At 63.7% G+C, this 20,226-nt stretch carries 14 protein-coding genes; 1 reads left to right on the forward strand and 13 read right to left on the reverse strand.

Annotation, left to right across the window (positions count from 1 at the left end; genetic code table 11):
* Positions 1-183: 183 nt before the first annotated feature.
* The 4 genes from O3300_RS23120 to O3300_RS23135 all read right to left on the reverse strand — a co-directional run bounded on the left by O3300_RS23120 (position 184) and on the right by O3300_RS23135 (position 5,301).
* A complete protein-coding gene (locus tag O3300_RS23120; RefSeq protein ID WP_099666226.1) occupies positions 184-1,614 on the reverse strand; it encodes an amino acid permease in 1,431 nt (476 codons plus the stop codon).
* Between the two features lie 116 nt (positions 1,615-1,730).
* On the reverse strand, positions 1,731-2,189 hold the full coding sequence (locus O3300_RS23125) for a RidA family protein (protein ID WP_305054222.1): 459 nt from the start codon (positions 2,187-2,189) through the stop codon (positions 1,731-1,733).
* 254 nt (positions 2,190-2,443) lie between these two features.
* Entirely contained in the window at positions 2,444-4,027 is a 1,584-nt protein-coding gene (locus O3300_RS23130) for an ATP-binding cassette domain-containing protein (protein ID WP_305054223.1), read from the reverse strand.
* 161 nt (positions 4,028-4,188) lie between these two features.
* A complete protein-coding gene (locus tag O3300_RS23135) occupies positions 4,189-5,301 on the reverse strand; it encodes an NADH:flavin oxidoreductase/NADH oxidase (protein WP_305054224.1) in 1,113 nt (370 codons plus the stop codon).
* Positions 5,302-5,464: 163 nt separating this feature from the next.
* On the opposite strand from O3300_RS23135, the gene O3300_RS23140 reads away from it, so the two are divergent.
* Positions 5,465-6,037, forward strand: a complete 573-nt coding sequence (locus tag O3300_RS23140) for a glycine zipper 2TM domain-containing protein (RefSeq protein ID WP_305054225.1) — start codon at positions 5,465-5,467, stop codon at positions 6,035-6,037.
* Positions 6,038-6,146: 109 nt separating this feature from the next.
* Here O3300_RS23140 and O3300_RS23145 read toward each other — a convergent pair whose 3' ends face one another.
* The 9 genes from O3300_RS23145 to astC all read right to left on the reverse strand — a co-directional run bounded on the left by O3300_RS23145 (position 6,147) and on the right by astC (position 20,085).
* Positions 6,147-6,656, reverse strand: a complete 510-nt coding sequence (locus tag O3300_RS23145; RefSeq protein ID WP_305054226.1) for a DUF1993 family protein — start codon at positions 6,654-6,656, stop codon at positions 6,147-6,149.
* A gap of 109 nt (positions 6,657-6,765) precedes the next feature.
* On the reverse strand, positions 6,766-7,746 hold the full coding sequence (locus O3300_RS23150; protein WP_305054227.1) for a DUF2167 domain-containing protein: 981 nt from the start codon (positions 7,744-7,746) through the stop codon (positions 6,766-6,768).
* Positions 7,747-7,893: 147 nt separating this feature from the next.
* A complete protein-coding gene (locus O3300_RS23155) occupies positions 7,894-8,925 on the reverse strand; it encodes a succinylglutamate desuccinylase (RefSeq protein WP_305054228.1) in 1,032 nt (343 codons plus the stop codon).
* A complete protein-coding gene (locus tag O3300_RS23160) occupies positions 8,925-13,652 on the reverse strand; it encodes an NAD-glutamate dehydrogenase domain-containing protein (RefSeq protein WP_305054229.1) in 4,728 nt (1,575 codons plus the stop codon). Before O3300_RS23160 ends, O3300_RS23155 begins: the two co-directional genes overlap by 1 nt.
* A 153-nt stretch (positions 13,653-13,805) precedes the next feature.
* Entirely contained in the window at positions 13,806-15,146 is a 1,341-nt protein-coding gene (astB, locus tag O3300_RS23165; protein ID WP_305054230.1) for an N-succinylarginine dihydrolase, read from the reverse strand.
* 9 nt (positions 15,147-15,155) lie between these two features.
* Positions 15,156-16,646 carry a succinylglutamate-semialdehyde dehydrogenase gene (astD, locus tag O3300_RS23170; protein WP_305054231.1) on the reverse strand — a complete coding sequence of 497 codons (1,491 nt, stop codon included), beginning with the start codon at positions 16,644-16,646 and terminating at the stop codon, positions 15,156-15,158.
* Complete coding sequence (astA, locus tag O3300_RS23175; protein WP_305054232.1) at positions 16,639-17,691, reverse strand: arginine N-succinyltransferase; 1,053 nt, start codon at positions 17,689-17,691, stop codon at positions 16,639-16,641. Before astA ends, astD begins: the two co-directional genes overlap by 8 nt.
* A gap of 13 nt (positions 17,692-17,704) precedes the next feature.
* Positions 17,705-18,736: an arginine N-succinyltransferase gene (locus O3300_RS23180; RefSeq protein ID WP_099376231.1), complete on the reverse strand. Its 1,032-nt coding sequence runs from the start codon at positions 18,734-18,736 to the stop codon at positions 17,705-17,707.
* Positions 18,737-18,843: 107 nt separating this feature from the next.
* Positions 18,844-20,085, reverse strand: a complete 1,242-nt coding sequence (gene astC / locus O3300_RS23185; protein WP_305054233.1) for an acetylornithine/succinylornithine family transaminase — start codon at positions 20,083-20,085, stop codon at positions 18,844-18,846.
* Between the last annotated feature and the right edge of the window lie 141 nt (positions 20,086-20,226).

Here is a 20,226-nt window from a genome sequence, read left to right on the forward strand (position 1 = left end):
CTAAGCGATTATAGGGCTTTCATCGGTTCAGCTAAACAGAACTTTGATGCAAGGAAACAACGCCAGGCGTGCGCCATCAAACGCGTACTGGCGCTAGTGCGGCATGAAATGGCCAATATGAAAGAAAAAGCGCGCCGCTGCAAGTGCAGGGGCGCGCTTTTGATTCAGCTCAACTAGGCTGGATTACTTCTTGCCGTGCGGCACATCGGCCGGCGGCCAGCCCGCTTCGTAGCCTTGCGGCACGTCGTCGCGGCGGTCTTTCGGCGCCAGACCCAGCGCGTAGTACAGCACCGTCAGCAGGATCAGCCAGGCCGGTCCCACCATCAGGGCGATGCGCGTATCGGGGAAATACGCCATCAGGCCGATCACCAGCGCCAGGAAAGCCAGCGAAATCCAGGAACCGTAGGGCGCGAACGGCATGCGGAAGGCCAGGTTCTTGATTTCCAGCGGCGTCAAGGTCTTGCGGAACTGGATTTGCGTGACGAGGATCACGCCCCAGGTCCAGACGGCGCCGAAGGTGGAAATCGAGGTAACCCAGATAAACACTTTTTCCGGCACCAGGTAGTTCAGCAGCACGCCCAGCAGCAGCGCAAACACGGATACCAGGATGGCGCGGCGCGGCACGCCGCTGGCCGTCGTTTCCGCAAACGCCTTCGGCGCCTGGCCTTGCAGCGCCAGGTTGTACAGCATGCGGCCCGTGCTGAAGATACCGCCATTGCACGACGACAAGGCTGCCGTCAGCACGACGAAGTTGATGATGCCGGCGGCCGTCTTGATGCCCAGGCGTTCGAACGTCATGACGAAGGGGCTGCCGGTGGTGCCGATTTCATTCCATGGGTAAATCGACAGGATGACGAACAGTGCGCCGACATAGAAAATCAGGATGCGCCAGAACACGGAATTGATGGCGTCGGGAATCGATTTCTTCGGGTTCGCCGCTTCGCCGGCCGTCAGGCCGATCATTTCCACGCCCAGGTAGGCAAACATCACCATCTGCAGCGACATCAGCACGCCCTGCGCGCCATTCGGGAAGAAGCCGCCATGCGTCCACAGGTTGGAAATGCCGATGGCCACGCCGCCATTGCCGAAACCGAAGATGATCATGCCCGTGCCGCCGACGATCATCAGGATGATGGTGACCACCTTGATCAGGGCAAACCAGAATTCGAATTCGCCGTAGGCTTTCACGGCCAGCAAGTTGATCGCACCCATGGAGCCGAGGGCCGCCAGGGCCCATATCCAGCGCGGCACATCGGGGAACCAGATGCCCATGTAGATGGCGACGGCGGTAATTTCCGCCACGCAGGTGACCAGCCACAGGAACCAGTAGTTCCAGCCCGTCAGGTAGCCTTGCAGGGGACCCAGGTAATCCTGGGCATAGCGGCTGAAGGAACCTGCCACGGGATTGTGCACGGCCATTTCGCCCAGCGCGCGCATGATCATGAAGATGACCGCGCCACCGATGATGTACGACAGCATGATGCCGGGACCGGCCATCTTGATCGCATTGCCGGAACCCAAAAACAGGCCCACGCCAATCGCGGCGCCCAGCGCCATCAGGCGAATCTGCCGCTCGCCCAGGCCGCGGTGCAAGCCTTGTTCACTCGTTTTCATTACGTGTCTCCGTTTTTTTCTTGAATACACCGATCCCTCCACCCCAATGGCGGTTCCGCTCTTGCTGGAAAGGAGGAAAAGGCGAGCCGGCGACAGGCGCCGGCATGCTCAGCTGATCAGGCCAGTTCGGCGATCAGTTCGATCTCGACGCAAGCGCCCAGCGGGATTTGCGCCACGCCGAAGGCGGAGCGGGCGTGCTTGCCGCTGTCGCCGAAGACTTCGACGAACAGTTCCGAGGCGCCATTGGTCACCAGGTGCTGTTCCGTGAATGTGGAGGTGGAATTGACCAGGCTCATGACCTTGACGATGCGCTTGACCTTGCTCAAGTCGCCGCCGCACGCGTCTTGCAATGTGGCGATCAGTTCGATGGCGATGCCGCGCGCAGCGATCTTGCCTTCTTCCGTAGTGACGTCCTTGCCTAGTTGACCCACCCAGACCTTGCCATCCTTCTTGGCCAGGTGGCCGGACAGGAAGACGGTGTTGCCCGTGCGGGCATGCATCACGTAAGCGGCAGCTGGTGCGGCAACGACTGGCAATTCGATGTTGAGGGCTTTGAGTTTTTCGTAAAACGACATGCTATTTCTCCAAGAAAACAATATAAGCGAAACCAAAATTCATGCACGGCAGGGCACGGAGGATGACGCCCTGGCAGCGCGGCAGTGACCGACAACAGTGCCAGATTAAACGTCATCATATTGGTGAACCAGCAGTTTTAGTTCACAAATAGGCCCGGTTATTCAGTGGATTATACCGACAATCAAACAAAATTCAGCATCGGTTCATGAAGCATGCTCTCCAGGCATCGAGCGTGTATTTTTTCATTCAATTATCACTTGTGCAATGTCAAGCCCTCCGGGTCAAGGTTTATCGCCTGCAAAAATGCCTGGTCGTGCGAAACCACAAGTAACGCCCCCTGATATTGCAGCAGCATCTGCTCCAGCGCCTGCAGGCTGGCCAGGTCCAGATGATTGTCGGGTTCATCTAGCAGCAGCAATTGCGGCGGCGTCTGCGCATACAGTTCGGCCGCCAGCGCCACCTTCATGCGCTCGCCCCCGCTCAGCAAACGGCTGGGCATGGTGGCGCGCGCGCCGGCAATGCCCAGCAGCGCCAGCCGCGTGCGCAGCTCGCCTTCCGGCACAATGCTGTTGCGTTCCTGCAAGCGTTGCACGGCGCTCCACTCGCCGTCTTGCAGCCCAGCATGCTGGTCCAGCCACGCCACCTGCGCATGGCAGCGCAGCGCGCCGCTGGCGGGCGCCAGCTGTCCCACGATCACGCGCAGCAGGGTCGACTTGCCGCTGCCATTGTCTCCCGTCACGGCCAGGCGGCGCGGGCCGCTCAGCACCAGGTTGATGGCGTGCGCCTGGCCATGCGGCAAGACCAATTCGCGCAGCTCCAGGATCAGTTTCCCGTTCGGCACGCCACTCTCGGGCGCCAGCAGCAGCCGTTCGGCCTCGGGCGCGCAGCGGGCGCTGGCGTCCATCACCCTTTGCTGGCGCGCCTGCTGCGCCTCTTGCGCGCGCACACGCAGCCTGCCCTGGCTATCCTGGCTTTTCTCCTTTTTCGCGTCCAGCAGCAGCTTGCTTTGATTGCCTTCGCGGCCCTCGCGCTCACCGCGCGTCACCCGTTTCTGCTGGCGTTCTGCCTGTTGCTGCGCCTCGCGCTGTTCGCGCCTGGCGCCGGCCTTTTCCGCCTGCAGGGCGGCGGCGTAGCCAGCCTGTTCCAGCGCGCGCTGCTGCGCAAACATGGCGTAATTGCCGCCATAGCTGCGCAAGCCCTGCGGCGACAGCTCGACAATTTCATCGACGTGCTGCAGCAAGCCGCGGTCATGGCTGATCAGCAGCAAGCCGCCTGGCCAGCGCGCCATCTGCGCCACCAGGCGGGCACGTTGATGGACATCAAGGTGGTTGCTCGGCTCATCGAAGACCAGCCAGTCCGCCTGCGACAGCCAGGCGCCCTGCAGGGCGATGCGCTGGCGCTCGCCACCGCTCAGGCCAGCCGTCGGCGTGTCGGCATCGATATGAGATAAATCAAGCGCGTCGAGCGCCTGGCGCAAGCGCGCATGGGCATCCCAGCGGTCTCCCACCAGGGTGTAGTCGGCCTCGTCGATGCTGCCTTCGGCGATGCGCGCCAGCGCCGCCAGCAAGCTGCTCACGCCAGCGAGGGCCGCCACGGTGGGATAGCGCTGCGGATCGAGTTCCTGTGCCACGTAATGCACGGCGCCGTCACAACGCACGGCGCCAGAAGACGGCTGCGCCTGGCATGCCAGCAGGCGCGCCAGCACGCTCTTGCCCACACCGTTATCGCCGACGAGGCCGATACGTTGCGGGGCAAACGCGAATTGCAAATCGGAAAACAGGGTGCGGCCATCGGGCAGCACGAAGGAAAGACGGTCGAGTTGTAGTAATGCGGGCATGGATACTCCTTGTACGTGCAGACAGGGCTGGCGAACCCGCGCGGCGCAAAGGCGCTGTGGCGGGAAGGGCGAGGCCGTGCACAGCACGGCAGTATCAATGGCGCATGTCGAAGTGTCCTGGAGAAATGGGGAAGAAGCGTCAGTGTAGCAGAGCAAGCCTGTTAGCGCTGCCCCAGGGTCGTGTCGCCGAACAGGTGCTTGAATTCGCGCGGCTGCGAGCGCCAGTACTGCGGTGGCGCCTGCACCTGCGCGCCCAGCTGGGCCGCCGCATGCCAGGGCCAGCGCGGGTCGAACAGGATGGCGCGCGCCAGCGCCACCATGTCGGATTGACCTTGCGCAACGATGTCTTCCGCCTGCTGCGCTTCCGTGATCAAGCCCACGCTGATGGTGGGCAAGCCGCTGTCGCGCTTGATGCGTTCGGCAAACGCCACCTGGTAGCCGGGACTCACGGGAATTTGCTGCTGCGGCGAAATGCCACCGCTGGAGACGTGGATGAAGTCGGCGCCCAGCTGCTTGAGTTCCTGCGCGAAGCGCACGCTTTGTTCTATTTCCCAACCCCCATCGACCCAGTCGGTGGCGGAAAGGCGCACGCCCACGGCCACGCTGTCGGGCACGGCGGCGCGCACGGCTTCATACACTTCCAGCGGAAAACGCATGCGGTTTTCCAGGCTGCCGCCATACACGTCGGTACGGTGATTGGACAGGGGCGAGAGGAACTGGTGCAGCAGATAACCGTGCGCCGCATGCAGTTCGATGCCTTCGATGCCGAGCGCATGCACGCGCTGGGCAGCCGCCACAAACGCGCCCTTGATCTGCAACAAACCCATCTCATCGAGGGCGATGGGCACGGTTTCACCGGGAGAGTGGGCAATGGCGGATGGCGCCACCGTTTGCCAGCCGCCTTCGGCCAGGTGCACGCAGGCACCGCCCTGCCAGGGCGCGCGGCTCGACGCCTTGCGTCCCGCGTGGCCCAGCTGCACCACCAGTGGAATCGGCGCGTGGCGGCGGATCGCCTGCACCACGTTGGCCAGCGCCGCCTGGTTCGCGTCCGACCACAGGCCCAGGTCTTCGGCCGAGATGCGTCCCTCGGGCGAGACGGCCGTCGCTTCCGTCATCAGCAAGCCCGCCCCGGACAGGGCCAGGTGGCCCAGGTGGATCATGTGCCAGTCGGTGGCGTTGCCGTTGTCGGCCGAGTACTGGCACATGGGTGCGATGGCGATACGGTTGGCCACGAGCAGCGGCCCCAGTGCATATGGCGTGAATAACTGGCTCATGGCGGACTCCGGAGAAGGGAATGCACCGATTCTACTGTGCTTTGGAAAGCGCGGCTTACACCTGCTTACGTTTGATACAGCGCAAGGGCTAGCCTTGGGCCGACGCGACCGTTAATCTGGACACATCAACAACAGCGCAACACCTTGCCACCCAGGAGAACACATGAACACGACGACTACCGCCAGCCGCATCCACCCCTTGATGGCCGGCGCCGCCATTTCCGTGACCGTCCTGTGCCTGGTCGGCGCGGCGTCCATCGCCGGCATCCTGCCCAATTCGCGGGCGAACGTGCCTGCCACGCCAGCCATTCCTGCCGACGTGGCCGCCATGACGCCGGCCAGCGCCGCGGCCCTGGCAGCGCCCGTGACGGCCCCGCTCGCCGCGCCTGTCGTGGCGCAAGCCGCCCAGGCACCAGCCCCGGCTCCCGTCGTGCACAAGCGCGTCGTGCACCACACGCAAGTGGCGCAGGCGCGTCCTGCCTACAACGATAACAATGATGGCTACCGCGACACGGCTTACCGCGAACCCGTACGCCAGCCGCAGCCAGTGCCTGCACCGGCGCCGGCACAACCGAACTACGTGGGCATCGGCACGGGCGCCGTCATCGGCGGCTTGATCGGCAATCAGGTCGGTGGCGGCCGCGGCAAGGCGCTGGCGACGGTGGCCGGCGTGATCGGCGGCGGGATGCTGGGCAATGCGGTGCAGAATCAGGTCCAACAGCAGCCACAGCGTTAAAAAACCTGCTGCGCGTCGCGCTTTGCGGCCTGCGATGCTCACTGTGCTTCAGCACAGTTGCGCTTCTCGGCCACAAATCATCGCCGCTCGCGACGGTTTTTCAGGCCTGTCAATCGTAAGGGCCAAGATAGTCAAGCTTGCCTACGGTCACGCCATTGTTTCTGAGGATGGCGTGGACCATGGAGACGTGGAAATAAAAATTCGGCAAGGCAAAGCTGAGCAGGTAATTGTCGCCCGAGAATTTCTTGCCCTCGTCGGTCCAGTTCAGCACCACTTCCTTTTGCGCACTGCCCGCCATCTGGCCCGCATTCACGCTGTCGATGAAGGCGATGGTGTTGGCGATACGTTCCTGCAGCTGCTCGAACGACGCTTCGTTATCCTCGAACTTCGGCGCCGGCACGCCGCTCAGGCGCTCGACCGACATCTTCGACGTATCGCTGGCGCGCTGCACCTGCGCCGTCAGATCCAGCATGTCGGGCGCCAGCTGCGCGCCCAATAAAATCTCGGGCACGATGCCATCCTCTTCCACATGGGCTTGCGCTTTTTCCAGCAAGGCCGAGACGACCCGCAAGCCACGGATGAAGACGGGAATGGTTGCCTGATACATGGACACGGACATGGCGGACTCCTGAGAATGAACGATGAGCCAGTGTACCCGAGGCGCCGTCTTCCGGCAGCGCGCGCAACGCCACTCCTGTGCGCCAGCGCACCAAGCGGCCCAGTTGCTATTACTTGTCCAGGTTCACCTTGCCATCCGGCGCATGGCCGGGCTGTTCCGCCGCTTCCGGCTGCGGTACTGGCTGCGGCTGCGGCGCCTGCTTATCCTTGCGCTTGCCGCCGAAAAACTTGACGATGGCCGCACCGCCGCCCACCACGGCCAGGATCAGCACTTTCTTGAAGGCCAACAACAGCGCCAGCAGTTTGCCAAACAGGCCCAGCTTGCTGGCCACGCCGCCCGCCACCAGCGCCGCCAGGCCATATTCGGCCACCTTGTCCGTCTTGCTGTCGAAATCCGTGTAGCGGTTACCCTCGGTAAATTCCGTGAACGCCGTCACTTGCTGCATCTCTTTCTTGATCGCCTCGATCTGCTGCATGCTGGCGATCGCGTTCAGGTTCAGCACGCCTTCGCGGCCCAGCACGCGCACGTTGTAGTTGAGCGAGTGCTCGCCGCCATCGACCATCAAGTCCTTGGCCCAGTACAGCTTGTGCGTATCCTTGGCATAGCTGGGTTTTTCCGCCCAGCCCATCAAATGGATGCCGGGATAGCCCTGCTTCTTGCGCTCCACATTGTTTTCCAGCACGGACGCCTGCATATCCTTGAGCAATTCGTCGTACTTGATGCTGTCCGCATCGTCATCCTTGATATGCCCTTCCTTTTCATACGTGACGATGACACCCCAGCTGTCGCGCTCGAGCACGCTGGTCTTGGCGGGCACGATCATGCCCAGCGATACCATGCCCGGTGGATTGCCCCAGGCATCGACCAGCACGCGTTCGGCGTCCGTCGGCGACAGATAACGGAAGTTGGCGGGCAAGTCCAGGGTGGCGATGCCGCCAGGCAAGGTGATCTTGCCGCGCTGCAGGTGCAACTGGGCGAGGAATTGTTCGGCCGTCATTTCCGGCGCAGAAGCCTTCTCATCGGCGGGGGCGGCAGCCGTCAGGCCGGAGAGGGTCAGGCACAGCAGGGCTGTCAGCAGGCGTTTCAACATGAACGGTCCAATAAATTGCAAAAGGGAAAATATTTTAAACCAATTGGTTGCTTAATGGATAATTATTTCTGTGCGGCATCTTTTTGGCAAAAAAAGCGCCAGGCGGGTTTCCCCGGCTGGCGCCTGATGCTATGCATGACTGAAAGATCAGGAAGTACGCACCACCATCAAGCCCGCGCGCAAGCCCACGCGCACGTCCGGGTTCGGAAACACCACCAGCTCTTCCGCATGCTGCACCGTGTAGACATGGTCGCCATCGCTGGCGATCACGGCGTGCTGCGGCAGGGAGGTGAAATTCTGCGTGCTGCGATCAAACGCCATGCGGAATTCATCGCTGTGCTTGATGATTTCCTGCGCCACCTTGAACACGTGCGGTTGCGCCTTGACGGGCTGCGCAGGCAAGCCGCGCAGCAAGCCATCGAGCGCCCGCGACACATCGTCGAACAGGGACAAATCGTTCTGCCCCAGGGTACCCACACGGCCCAGCTCCACCGTGCTGGCGGCCGCGCCGAAATGCTCGGCCGAGTAATAACTGTAGGTGCCGGCCGACTGCGGGTTCATGATGATGGCGCCGATGGCCGCCTGGCCCAGCCAGTCGATCAGCTGTGCCTTGGCGTCGTCGGCCACCAGGTCGGGCACGATGGCAAACGTGGGGTACACGGAAGGCCGGATGGCCGTGTGCAAATCCAGGTGCCAGCGCACGGGGCCTGCCGCGTCAAAGAACGCTGCTGTCGCAGCGATCATTTCATCGGCGCGCGCGCTTTCCGCCGCTTGCGCCAAACTCCCCCGCACGGGGCGGAACATGCGATTCAGGTCGGCGTCGATGAAACGCTTGCCGGCCCGGATCGCATCGACATTGCCCACGCAAACGAGCAGGTCGACGGCCAGCTTCGACGCATCGCGCGACAGTGCGTCGAGCAGATGCGCCAGCACTTCGATCGGCCCCGTTTCGTCGCCATGCACGCCCACCGAGACGGCCACGCTGGCGCGCCCCGCATCGGCCTGCGGCTTGACGACTTGCAGCATGCCGGGCGCCGGCAAGGCCACCGTGAAACCGGCGTTGGCGAACAGCTGCGCCACGCCGCTGAAATCGGCCTGCGCCAGCGCCTGCACGGCTGGCGGCAAGCCGCCAGCGCCCGCTACTACCTGGGTTACTACCTGCGTTACTGCTTGCGTCATTACACCGCCGCTTCCGCTGTGGGTTTCGCCGTGATTTTATTCACGGCTTCCGACAAGGTCCACACGTCCAGCATGGCTTGCTCCAGTTCCGTCGCCGCCACATAAGCCGACAGGCCCAGCGCGCCCGTCACGGCATCGACGGCCTGGCCTGCATTGCCTTGCTCGGCGCGCGCCAGCACCTGCGTCAGCAGACGCTGTTGCGTGCGGCGCAGGGCTTGCTGCGCGTAGTTGCGCAACTGCTCCTGCGACTTGCCTTGCGCGGCCAGCTTCAAGCCACGCTCCAGCGTGCCGATACCCGCCTGGCTGCGCAGGGCCAGGCCCACTTGCAGGAAGGCCGCCAGGTCCATCGAGGCAGGACGCGGCACGGACAGGGCCGGGAACAGGAAGCCGGCGACGACTTCCAGCGCATCGACCGCATCCCACGCCTGCACGAAGGCTGGTGTCAAGCCCGGCACCAGTGCGGCTTCCGACTTGATGCCGACGGCTTTCAGCAGGTCGCGCTTCGATTCCGCGCCAAACAGGCGCGTGAGTTCGGCCAGGCCGGCGCCGCGCAACTGTTCGGCAGGCACCGACAGCACGCCGGCGATCATCGTTTGCTGCAGCACGCGCGTTTGCGCGTCGACCTTGATCGACACGTCGCGTGGGATCGTCAGCGCGTCCGCATCGAGCGCGTCGAACACGGGCGCCAGGTTCAGCGCCACCCAAGCCTGGCCCCAGGCCAGGATCACGCTGGACTCGTCCACGCCGTGTTCCGCCGCCAGGTTGCGGATCATCAGCGGACCGCAGCGGTTGATCACTTCATTGGCCAGCACGGTCGCCAGGATGGCATTGGCCAGCGGGTGGTCGAGCGCCGAACGGGTTTCCACCAGCAAGGATGGGAAGTACGGTTTCAGGACTGGCTCGGCCCAGGTTTCACCGGTCAACGGCAGGCTTGAGAGGATGCGCTTGAAGCGGTTCTTCACGTTGGCGATCACCACGGCCAGTTCCGGCGTGGTCAAGCCACGGCCGTCGGCCTTGCGACGCGCCAGTTCGGCCACCGACGGCAGTTGCTCCAGTTCGCGCGACAGGGCGCCCTCTTCTTCCAGGCTGGCGATCAGCGCGGCATAGCCATCCTGCACGGCGCTTTCGCTTTGCGCCTGCAATTCGCGCACCAGCAAATGCGTCTGCTGCGTGTTGTCGCGCAAGACCAGGCGCTCGACGTCGTCCGTCATCGCATACAGCTCGCGATTGCGGTCGGCTTCCGTCAGCTTGCCCGCATTGACTTCCACGTCCAGCCAGATTTTCACGTTCACTTCATGGTCCGAGCAATCCACGCCGGCCGAGTTGTCGATCGCATCGGTAAAGATGCGTCCGCCCGCCAGCGCGAATTCGATGCGGCCGGCCTGCGTCGCACCCAGGTTGCCGCCTTCGGCCACGACTTTCACGCGCAGCTCATTGCCGCTGACGCGGATATGGTCATTCGCGCGGTCCTTCACCTGTGCGTGCGTCTCGGTGGAAGCCTTGATGTAGGTACCGATGCCGCCGTTGTAGAACAGGTCCACGGGCGACTTCAGGATGCGGTGCATCAGTTCTTCCGGCGGCAGCGAGGTTTCGGCGATATCGAGTGCGGCGCGGATTTGCGGCGACAGTTCGATCGTGCGGGCGGAGCGCGGATACACGCCGCCGCCTGCCGAGATCAAGTCCTTGTTGTAGTCGTCCCACGAGGAGCGCGGCAAGGCGAACAGGCGCGCGCGTTCATCGAACGAGACGGCGACGTCCGGTGTCGGGTCGAGGAAGATGTGACGGTGGTCGAACGCGGCCACCAGCTTCAGCTGGCGCGACAGCAGCACGCCATTGCCGAACACGTCGCCCGACATGTCGCCCACGCCGACCATGGTGATCGGGGTGGTATTCAGGTCGTGGTCCATTTCATAGAAGTGGCGCTTCACGGCTTCGAATGCGCCCTTGGCCGTGATGCCCAGTTTCTTGTGGTCGTAGCCGTTCGAACCGCCCGAAGCGAACGCGTCGCCCAGCCAGAAACCGCGCTGCACGGCGATGCCGTTGGCGATGTCCGAGAACGTGGCCGTGCCCTTGTCGGCGGCCACCACCAGATACGGGTCGGCGTCGTCGAAGCACACGGTGTCGACTGGCGGCACGATATTGCCCAGCGAGCGGTTGTCCGTCACTTCCAGCAGGCTGGAAATGAACAGACGGTAGACGGCTTCGCCTTCGGCCGCGATGGTTTCGCGCACGGCATCCTTCGGCATCATCTTGCAGACAAAACCACCCTTCGCGCCAGCCGGCACGATGACGGCGTTTTTCACCATCTGCGCCTTGACCAGGCCCAGCACTTCGGTGCGGTAGTCTTCCATGCGGTCGGACCAGCGCAAGCCGCCACGGGCGACAGGGCCGCCGCGCAGGTGCACGCCTTCGAAGCGGCGCGAGAAGACGAAAATCTCGCGGTAAGGACGCGGTTCCGGCACCAGCGCCAGGCTGCTGGTGTCGAACTTGAAGATGATCTTGTCGCCGGCTTGATTGTTCTGGAAGTAGCTGGTGCGCAGCGTGGCGCTGATCAAGTCGGCCAGCGCGCCGAGGATTTCCTCGGTGTCCGCATGGTTCACGGAGGGCAGGCCGGCCTTGATGATAGCGATGGCCTCCAGGGCGGCCGCATGCTGCGCGTCGGACAGCGCAGGATCGAAGCGCTGCAGGAAAGCGTCGACCAGGGCTTTGACCTGGGCCGGCTGCTTGCGCAGGCTTTCGGCAATGTAGCGCACCGAGAAGCGGCTGCCCGTCTGGCGCCAGTAGCTGGTGTAGGCGCGCACCAGTTGCACTTCACGCGTCGACAAGCCGCCTTCGATGACCAGGCCGTTCAGGCGGCCATCTTCGGCCGTGTCGTTGAACAGGGCGGCAAACAATTCCTGCGCCACAGCGACGACGGATGGCTGCGCCAGTTTCGCCGCGCTGGCGGCATCGACCGTCAGGCTGGTGACGAAATAGCGCGTGCCGTCGGACAGCGAAACCGAATACGCCTGTTCGCGGTCGATCGCCACGCCCGCATTATGCAGGGCCGGCAGGATGGTCGACAGCGGCGGCACCTTGTTGGCCGAGTACAAACGAATGGTGGTAACGGCACCGGTCTCGATGCGCACGGCCACGTGCGCCGGGTCGGTATTGCGCAGGATGGTGTCGAGGTCGCGGAAGGCGATGGCGGGCGCGGTGGCGGCCACGTAATCGAGCGGCAAAGTAGCGCAGAGTTTACGCAGGCTGGTGCGCAGTGCCACGTCGGGCACGGCGTCGGCCACGGCCGCAAAGCCGTTATGCCAGCCATCGAGCACGCCCAGCAACGGCTGTTCGATATCCGTTTCCAGGTCCAGCGGGTAGCGCGCAGCGTGGGCGATCAGGTAGACGCGCGCCAGCGGGCCGTCGGCCACCAGGGTCTGCGTGCTCACATGCGTGGCGCCGGAACTTGCTTGCAGGGCTTTTGCCAGGCTCGATGCCACGCTGGCGCTGTAGCGCTCACGCGGCAGGTAGACCAGCACGTTCAGGTGGCGCGCATACACGTCGCGGCGCGCGAAGACCTTGGTGCGCGGCTGCTTGTACAGCGAGACGACGGCGCCGCACACTTGCGCCAGCCAGTCGAGGTCCGCTTCCAGCGCTTCCGTGCGCGGCAGGGATTCGAGGATTTCGCGGAATTTCTCGGCACGGAAGCCTTGCTGGCGCACGCCGGCCAGGCTCAATACCTTGGCCACGCGGCCGCGCGCAAATGGCAGTGCCGCCAGCGGAGTGGAATTGCCGGCGCGGGTGAACAGGCCGACGAAGCAATGCTCGCCCAGGATCGCGCCTTGCGCATCCATGTCGCGCACGCCGATGAAGTCCAGCTGCTGGTCGCGATGCAAAGTGCCTGCCACGTCAGCCTTGACGATGGACAGCGCCGAGTCGCGCTTGGCCAGGGTGTCGAAGTCGCCCGGGATATTCGCCAGGCAGGTGCCGTAGACGGGGTGCGCCGTATCCTGCAGCACGCCGACGCGGCTCGGGATGTCGCGTTCGAGTTCGCGCACGCCCGGCTTGACGCGGTAGTAGGCGTAGCCGAACACTTCAAAGCCGCCGCTACGTGCCCATTCCAGGAAGGCGGCCACTTCCGCGCCTTCTTCGCCATGCTGGGCGGCAGTCGTGGCGACGGCGGCCAGGCGCTCGCTCATGGCGGCGCTATCGCGGCGCACCACCGCGGCGTCACGCGCGACCGTCTCCAGGGCGGCGACCAGCGCGGCCAGAGCTTCCGGCGCCAGCTCTTCGTCGAGCAGCACCAGCACATACGATTCGAGCGGGTCGCCCGGCTGGCGCACCGCTTCCACGCTGCCGTCGGCGGCGCGGCGCACGGGCAGCACGGTGTTCATCACACCGCGCACGGCCAGGTGCTGGCGGCGCATGGCCATGACGATGGAGTCGACCAGATAGGGCATGTCTTCGTTCAGGATCAGCAAGGCGCTCGCCATGCCGCCACGGCCATCCGCATAGCGCAGGGTGGCGATCTGGCAGCCATTGCCGGTACGTTTGGCCGCTTGCGTGAAGCCGTCGACCAGCACGGGCGCCAGACTGTCCGGCGCGATGTCGGCCAGGTCTTCGGCGTCGAGCGAGTCGAGCCATGCCTGCACCAGTTGCACGACAGGCGCTGCCGCCTTGCCTGCCTTGCCAGCCGCGTTAATCAACTCCAGCGTTTGTGTACGCAAATCTTGTGGCGTGTGATTCATCTTGCATCTCCATTACGGTAATGTGAATGTCCAACGCTGTCGTTCGGGCTTGTGGCTGGGCGGCAGCGGTGTCAAGAGACGGGGGTCGCCCGTCCAATTCTGTCTGTGCTACGGATAGTCTGTCTCGGATTTTTTCTGGGTATTTTCTATCGCCTACAAGTCGTACAATCCCGGTAAGTTGAGGATGATCGTCAATTCTTCAAGCGCCGCATGCACTTCCAGCGCCAGCTGCGGATCGGCCAGGTCGCCCGGCTCCAGATGGTCGCGGTAGTGTTTTTCCACCCACTGCACCAGCCGATGGTACAGCGTTTCCGTCATGATCACGCCCTGGTGCATGGCGCGCGCCTCGGCTTCCGTCAGGGCCACGCGCAAACGCAGGCAGGCGGGCCCGCCGCCGTTGCGCATGCTCTGGCGCAGATCGAAATGTATCAGTTCATCGATGGCTCCACCGCTGGCCACCAGGCCGTCCAGGTAGCGCGACACGGCGCAGTTTTCCTGGCACTCCTGCGGTATCACCAGCGCCATCTTGCCGCCCTCTTTCGTCAATAGCTGGCTGTTGAACAGATAGCTGCTGACGGCGTCCGCGATCGGCACCTGGCCCGTGTCCACGCGCAGCGCCTGCAAATCGGCCCCCGTGGCGGCGACGGCGCGGTGCAGCTGCGACAGGCTTGCCTCTTCATCGGCAAACGCCTGCTCGTGATAGAACAGCACATTGCCATTGCCGACGGCGATGACGTCGTTATGGAACACGCCCTGGTCGATCACGTCAGGATTCTGCTGCACGTACACGGTGCGTTTGGTGTCCAGGCCATGCAGGCGCGCCACGGCTTGCGACGCTTCCAAGGTCTGGCGCGCCGGATAGCGCTTCGGCGACGGCGCCGATGGGTCGAACTCCACGCGACCATACACAAACAGTTCAACCGATGGCGCACCGTGGCTTGCGCCCAGACGCGTATGGTTGGCCGCGCCCTCGTCGCCAAAGGCCGGCGTCGAGGGCAGCGCCTCGTGCACGGCGAAGTGCTTGTCATCGCTGAAAATGGCGCGCAGGCTGCGCGCCGACTGCGCGTGCTCGAAGGCGCGGTGCAGCTTGTTATTCAGGTTGGCGGCCGTGAAATGCACGCGGCCATCCTGCGTGTCGGCCGACGGACTGACCGTGGCGGCATTCGCCGTCCACATGGGCGAGGCGGAATATGCGCAGGCCAGGATGACGGGCGACTCCTTGTAGGCGCGCGCCAGCACTTCGGCATCCGTGCCCGTGAAACCGATGGAGCGCAACAGGCGGAAATTCGGCCGCTCCTGCGGCGGCAGCAAGGCTTGCGCAAAGCCACGCGCGGCAAGGGCGCGCATCTTGGCCAGGCCCTGCAAGGCAGCCTGCTTCGGATTCGAAGCGCTTTTCACATTGCTGAACGAGGCCACGTTGCCGAACGATAGTCCGGCATAATTATGCGATGGCCCGACCAGGCCGTCAAAGTTGTATTCGCGCGTGCTGTGCATGGGATTTCCTTAAAAATTCAGGCCGGGCGACAGCTTGGCTGGCATTTCCAGCGCGCTGTTCTCGATCGAAGCGACCGGGTAGGCGCAGTAATCGGCCGCGTAATACGCGCTCGGACGGTGGTTGCCCGACTTGCCGATGCCGCCGAACGGCGCCGTGCTGGCCGCTCCCGTCGTGGGACGGTTCCAGTTGATGATGCCGGCGCGAGCGCGCGTTTGAAAAGTTTGCCACAGGGCCGGATCGTCGGACAAGAGCGCCGCGGCCAGGCCAAATTCGGTGGCGTTGGCCACCTTCAGGGCCGCATCGAAATCGGCCACGCGGATCACCTGCAGCAGTGGACCGAACCATTCTTCGTCGGGGATGCCGGCGGCATCGGTGACGTCGACGATACCTGCCGTGACAAAACCCGCCTGCGGATTGAGCTGGCGCATCTGCAGCAAGGTGGTGCCGCCCCTGGCGACCATATCCGCCTGCGCCTGCACCAGGCGCGCGGCCACGGCACTGGACACCACTGGACCCATGAAGGGCTGCGGCTGGGCGTCGGACGCGCCGATGCCCAGTTTCGCGGCCACTTCCACCAGGCGCGTGACAAACGCGGCACCGGCAGCGTTGTCCTGCACCACCAGGCGGCGCGCGCAGGTGCAGCGCTGGCCGGCGGAGACAAAGGCGGAGAAAATCGCGTGGTGCACGGCCGCGTCCACGTCCTTCACGTCCCACACGACGAGGGCGTTGTTGCCGCCCATTTCCAGCGCCAGCATCTTGCCCGGCTGGCCGCCGAACTGGCGGTGCAGGCTGATGCCCGTCTGGCAGGAACCCGTAAACAGCACACCGTCAAGGTGCGCATTGGCACCCAGGGCCACGCCCGTGTCGCGCCCGCCGTTGACGAGGTTGACGACGCCATCCGGCAAGCCCGCCTGCTGCCACAGCTGCACGGTTTTGATGGCCGTGCGCGGCGCATATTCGCTGGGCTTGAAGACGATGGTGTTACCGGCGATCAGGGCCGGCACGATGTGCCCGTTCGGCAGGTGGCCGGGGAAATTGTACGGGCCGAACACGCCGAACACGCCATGCGGACGGTGGCGCAGCACGGCGTCGCCGTCGGCGATCTTGCTTTGCGTGATGCCCGTGCGCGCGTTGTACGACTGCACCGAGATATCGATCTTGTTGGCCATGGTGGCCACTTCCGTGCGCGATTCCCACAGCGGTTTGCCCACTTCTTCCGAGATCAGCAGCGCCAGCGCTTCGGCGTGCTCCTTCAGCAGCTCGCGGAAGCGCACGCAGATGGCGATGCGTTCTTCGACGGGCGTATCGGCCCATGCTTCAAAGGCGGCGCGGGCGGCCTGGCAAGCCTGCTCCACTTCGTTTTCCGTCGCTTCCAGGCTGGCCCAGGTCTGCTTGCCGTTCGACGGGTCGATGGTGAGCAGTTCGCGGCCCGTGCCTGGCAGCCAGGTGCCGTTGATGAAGTTCGATGCTGCGGTAGACGAATTAAATACGTTAGACATGGGAATGCTTCCTCGGGTTGAGTGACAAGGTGCGCACGGTGTCGCCGTGATGGCAGCGCAGCAAATGCAGTTCATCGTTGTCCAGCGCGATCTTGCCGCTGTGCGGATTGGCGCTGGTGACGATCATGCGGAAATCTTTCAGGTCGGTGTTCGATACCAGGTAAGGCTCGGCCTGGACGGCGTCGCCGCACACTTCAGGCGCGGCCTCGGCGTCGAGCACGGCCGGCATGCTGTCGCGCATGGCGCGCAACTCGGACACGCGCGCCTGCAGCACGGGACCGGCGTCGAAAATGTCGACATAGCCTTCGAAGTGCAAGCCTTCCTGCTCCAGCAGGCGGCGCGCGGGCGCCGTGCTCAGATGCACCTTGCCGATGACTTCCTGCGCTTCGTCGGGCAGGTAGGCCACGTACATGGGCTGGCGGGGCATCAGCTCGGCGATGAAGGATTTTTTACCGAGGCTCGTCAAGTCGTCGACGTGGTGGAAATCCATCTTGAAGAAGTGGCGCCCCAGGCCCTCGTAGAACGGCGAGCTGCCGTCCGGCGCCTGGTAGCCGCGCATCTCCGCGATCAGTTTTTCCGTGAACAGGTGCGGGAACTGGGCGATGAAGAGGAAGCGGCTTTTCGACAGCAGCTTGCCGTTGTTGCCGCTGCGGTAATCGGGGTGCAAAAACAGCGAGCACAGTTCCGTGCTGCCCGTCAGGTCGTTCGACAGGTACAAGGTTTCCATGCGCGTAAACACGTCGAGTTCGCGACTGGAATGGACCAGGGTGCCGATGCGGTAGTTATAGAACGGTTCTTCCAGGCCCACGGCGCCCTTGATGGCGCACACGCCGGCCAGGCGGCCTGTATCCGTATCCTCCATGACGAACATGTAGTCGCGCTTTTCGGGCGGGATGGTTTCGGCGAACGAGGCGCAGGCGATGGCCAGGCGGTCGCCCAGCATTTTCATGTCCGGCTTGAGGGTGGTCATGCCGGTGCCGACCTGGCTGGCCAAGCCGTACAGGGCGTCCAGGTCAGAAGCGTTGATGGCGCGTACTACTAGCATAATGTTCTCTCGGTTAAATGCGCACGCAAATGACGCTGTCGCCTTCGGCCACGGCCAGCGCCTCGAGCAGCTCTGGCGGCAAGCCGACGGTGTCCTGCGCTTCGAGCGCATCGCAGGTAAAGGTGACGGCGCGGAAGTTGCGCTCCGCGCCCGATGCGACCGCGTAATGCACTTTCAGGCCCGTGCGGCTGGGCGTGACGCCTGCGACGACGCGGCGCGTGAGCGAACCCGTAAACGAGCGCAGCGCATGCTTGTGCGCCTGCAGGATCGGGCCGCCATCGAAGATGTCGATGTAATCGTCGGCTTCAAAGCCTTCTTCCGTCAGCAAATTGAAAGCCAGTTCGCCGCTCGGGTGGATCTGGCCCATGGCCGCCTGCGCGTCGCCGGGCAGCAGCGGCACGTACACGGGGTAATGCGGCATCAGTTCGACGATCAGGGTGCGGTTACGCGCGCCGCCGATGACTTTTTCGGCATCGAGGAAATCCATCTGGAAGAATTTGCGGCCCAGCGCATCCCAGAACGGCGACTGGCCGTTGGCGTCCGTGATGCCGGCCAGCGGCACGAAGAAGCGGTCGCCGAAACGGTGCGGCGCCAGCACGGCAAACAGCAGCCGCGCGCGCGACAGCAAGGCCGCTTCCAGGCCCGCCTGCTCCATGTTGCGCACATAGAAACCGGACAGCTGCGAATACGCCGTCAACTCCGAGCACAGGGTCAGCGCATGCACGCTGTGGCTGATGTTCAGGTCGCGCGAGACTTGCTGGATGACGTCGTTGCGAAAGGAAAAATAGGTGCCGTTCGAGCCGGCCGAGGCAAAGATGGCGGCCGTGCCGGCGATGCTCTTGTCGAGCAGGGATTCAAGCACGAAGAGATACGATTCTTCGCTGGGGATGTCGACATGGGCGGCAAACGAGGCGATGGAGCGCTCGACGGAGGCGGCGATTTTTTCGCGCGTCTTCGGCAGGGTATGGACACCCGGCATGGTTACCGCGGCCAGCGCTTCGAGGGCTGCAATATCCGCAATTTCTACCGGACGGACAACATACATGGGTACTCCTTCAATGCTGACGATACATGGGCTGAAAACCCGGGTAGAACCAAGCCGGCCCGCAGCAAAGCGGCGGGCCGGTGATCAAACAGGGAGCGAGGCTAGCCTCAGGCTTTCAGCATGCCGTCGATGGCGACGCGCAGTAGACGGCCCGCTTCGGCGATCTGTTCGTCCGAGACGATCAGGGCCGGTGCCAGGCGCACCACGTCCACGCCGGCGATCAGCACCATCAAGCCTTGCGCTTCGGCCGCTTTCTGGATGTCTTTCGCGCGGCCCTTGAAGGCATCGCTGACTACCAGGCCCAGCAGCAAACCGCTGCCGCGCACGACGGAGAACACTTGCGGGTAATCCGTGATCAAGCCTTGCAGCATGGCGATGGTGTTGACGCTCGCTTCTTTCACGCGCGCCAGGAACGCCGGCGTGTTGATCGTTTCCAGCACGGTCAGGGCCACGGTGGCGGCCAGCGGGTTGCCGCCGTAGGTGGTGCCGTGGGTGCCGACGGCCAGGGTTTGCGCCAGTTCATTCGTGGTCAGCATGGCGCCGATCGGGTAGCCGTTGCCCAGCGCCTTGGCGGCCGTCAGGATGTCCGGCGTGACGCCGTAGCCCATGTAGGCGAACAACGCGCCAGTGCGGCCCATGCCGCTCTGGACTTCGTCGAAAATCAGCAGGGCGCCCGTCTTGTCGCACAGGGCGCGCAGCTCCTTGAGGAATTCCGGATTGCCTGGCACCACGCCGCCTTCGCCTTGTACCGGCTCGACGATCACGGCGCACACGTCATCGCCGATGGCGGCGCGCGCCGCTTCGATGTCGTTGTAGGCGATGTGGTCGATCGATGGCGGCAGCGGCTCGAAGCCTTCCGTGTACTTGGCCTGGCCGCCGACGGAGACCGTAAACAGGGTGCGGCCGTGGAAGGAGCTGAAGCACGAGATGATGCGCGACTTGTGCGCGCCAAACTTGGTGTGCGCATACTTGCGCGCCAGTTTCAGGGCCGCTTCGTTGGCTTCCGCGCCGGAGTTGCAGAAGAAGGCGCGGTCGGCGAAGGTCGCTTCCGTCAGGGCCAGCGCCAGGCGCAGGACAGGCTCGTTGGTGTAGCCGTTGCCCAAATGCCACAAATTATTGATTTGCTTGGTCAGCACGTCGACCAGGGCCGGATGGCAATGACCCAGGCTGTTGACGGCGATGCCGGAAGTGAAATCGAGGTAATGCTTGCCTGACTGGTCCCACAGATCCAGGCCGGAACCGCGCACGGGCACCATGGCAGCAGGGGCGTAGGTAGGAACGAGGACCTGGTCAAAGGTTTCCCGGGTGACTGGACGAGCCGTTACGGTCGAATCAAGCTTGGCATTCATAGCATTTCCCCATCAATATGTTAGGTACTCCGCAGCTACGACAGCTACGTGTGTACTGCATTATAAAAAGCGGGATGCTAAAACTCTTTTGAATCTGCGACAAGGATTTTCACAATTCATCACAGCTGCCTTGACGCGGCG

This window comes from Janthinobacterium sp. SUN206 (genome assembly GCF_030587305.1).
GTDB classification, from domain to species: Bacteria; Pseudomonadota; Gammaproteobacteria; order Burkholderiales; family Burkholderiaceae_D; genus Janthinobacterium; species Janthinobacterium kumbetense.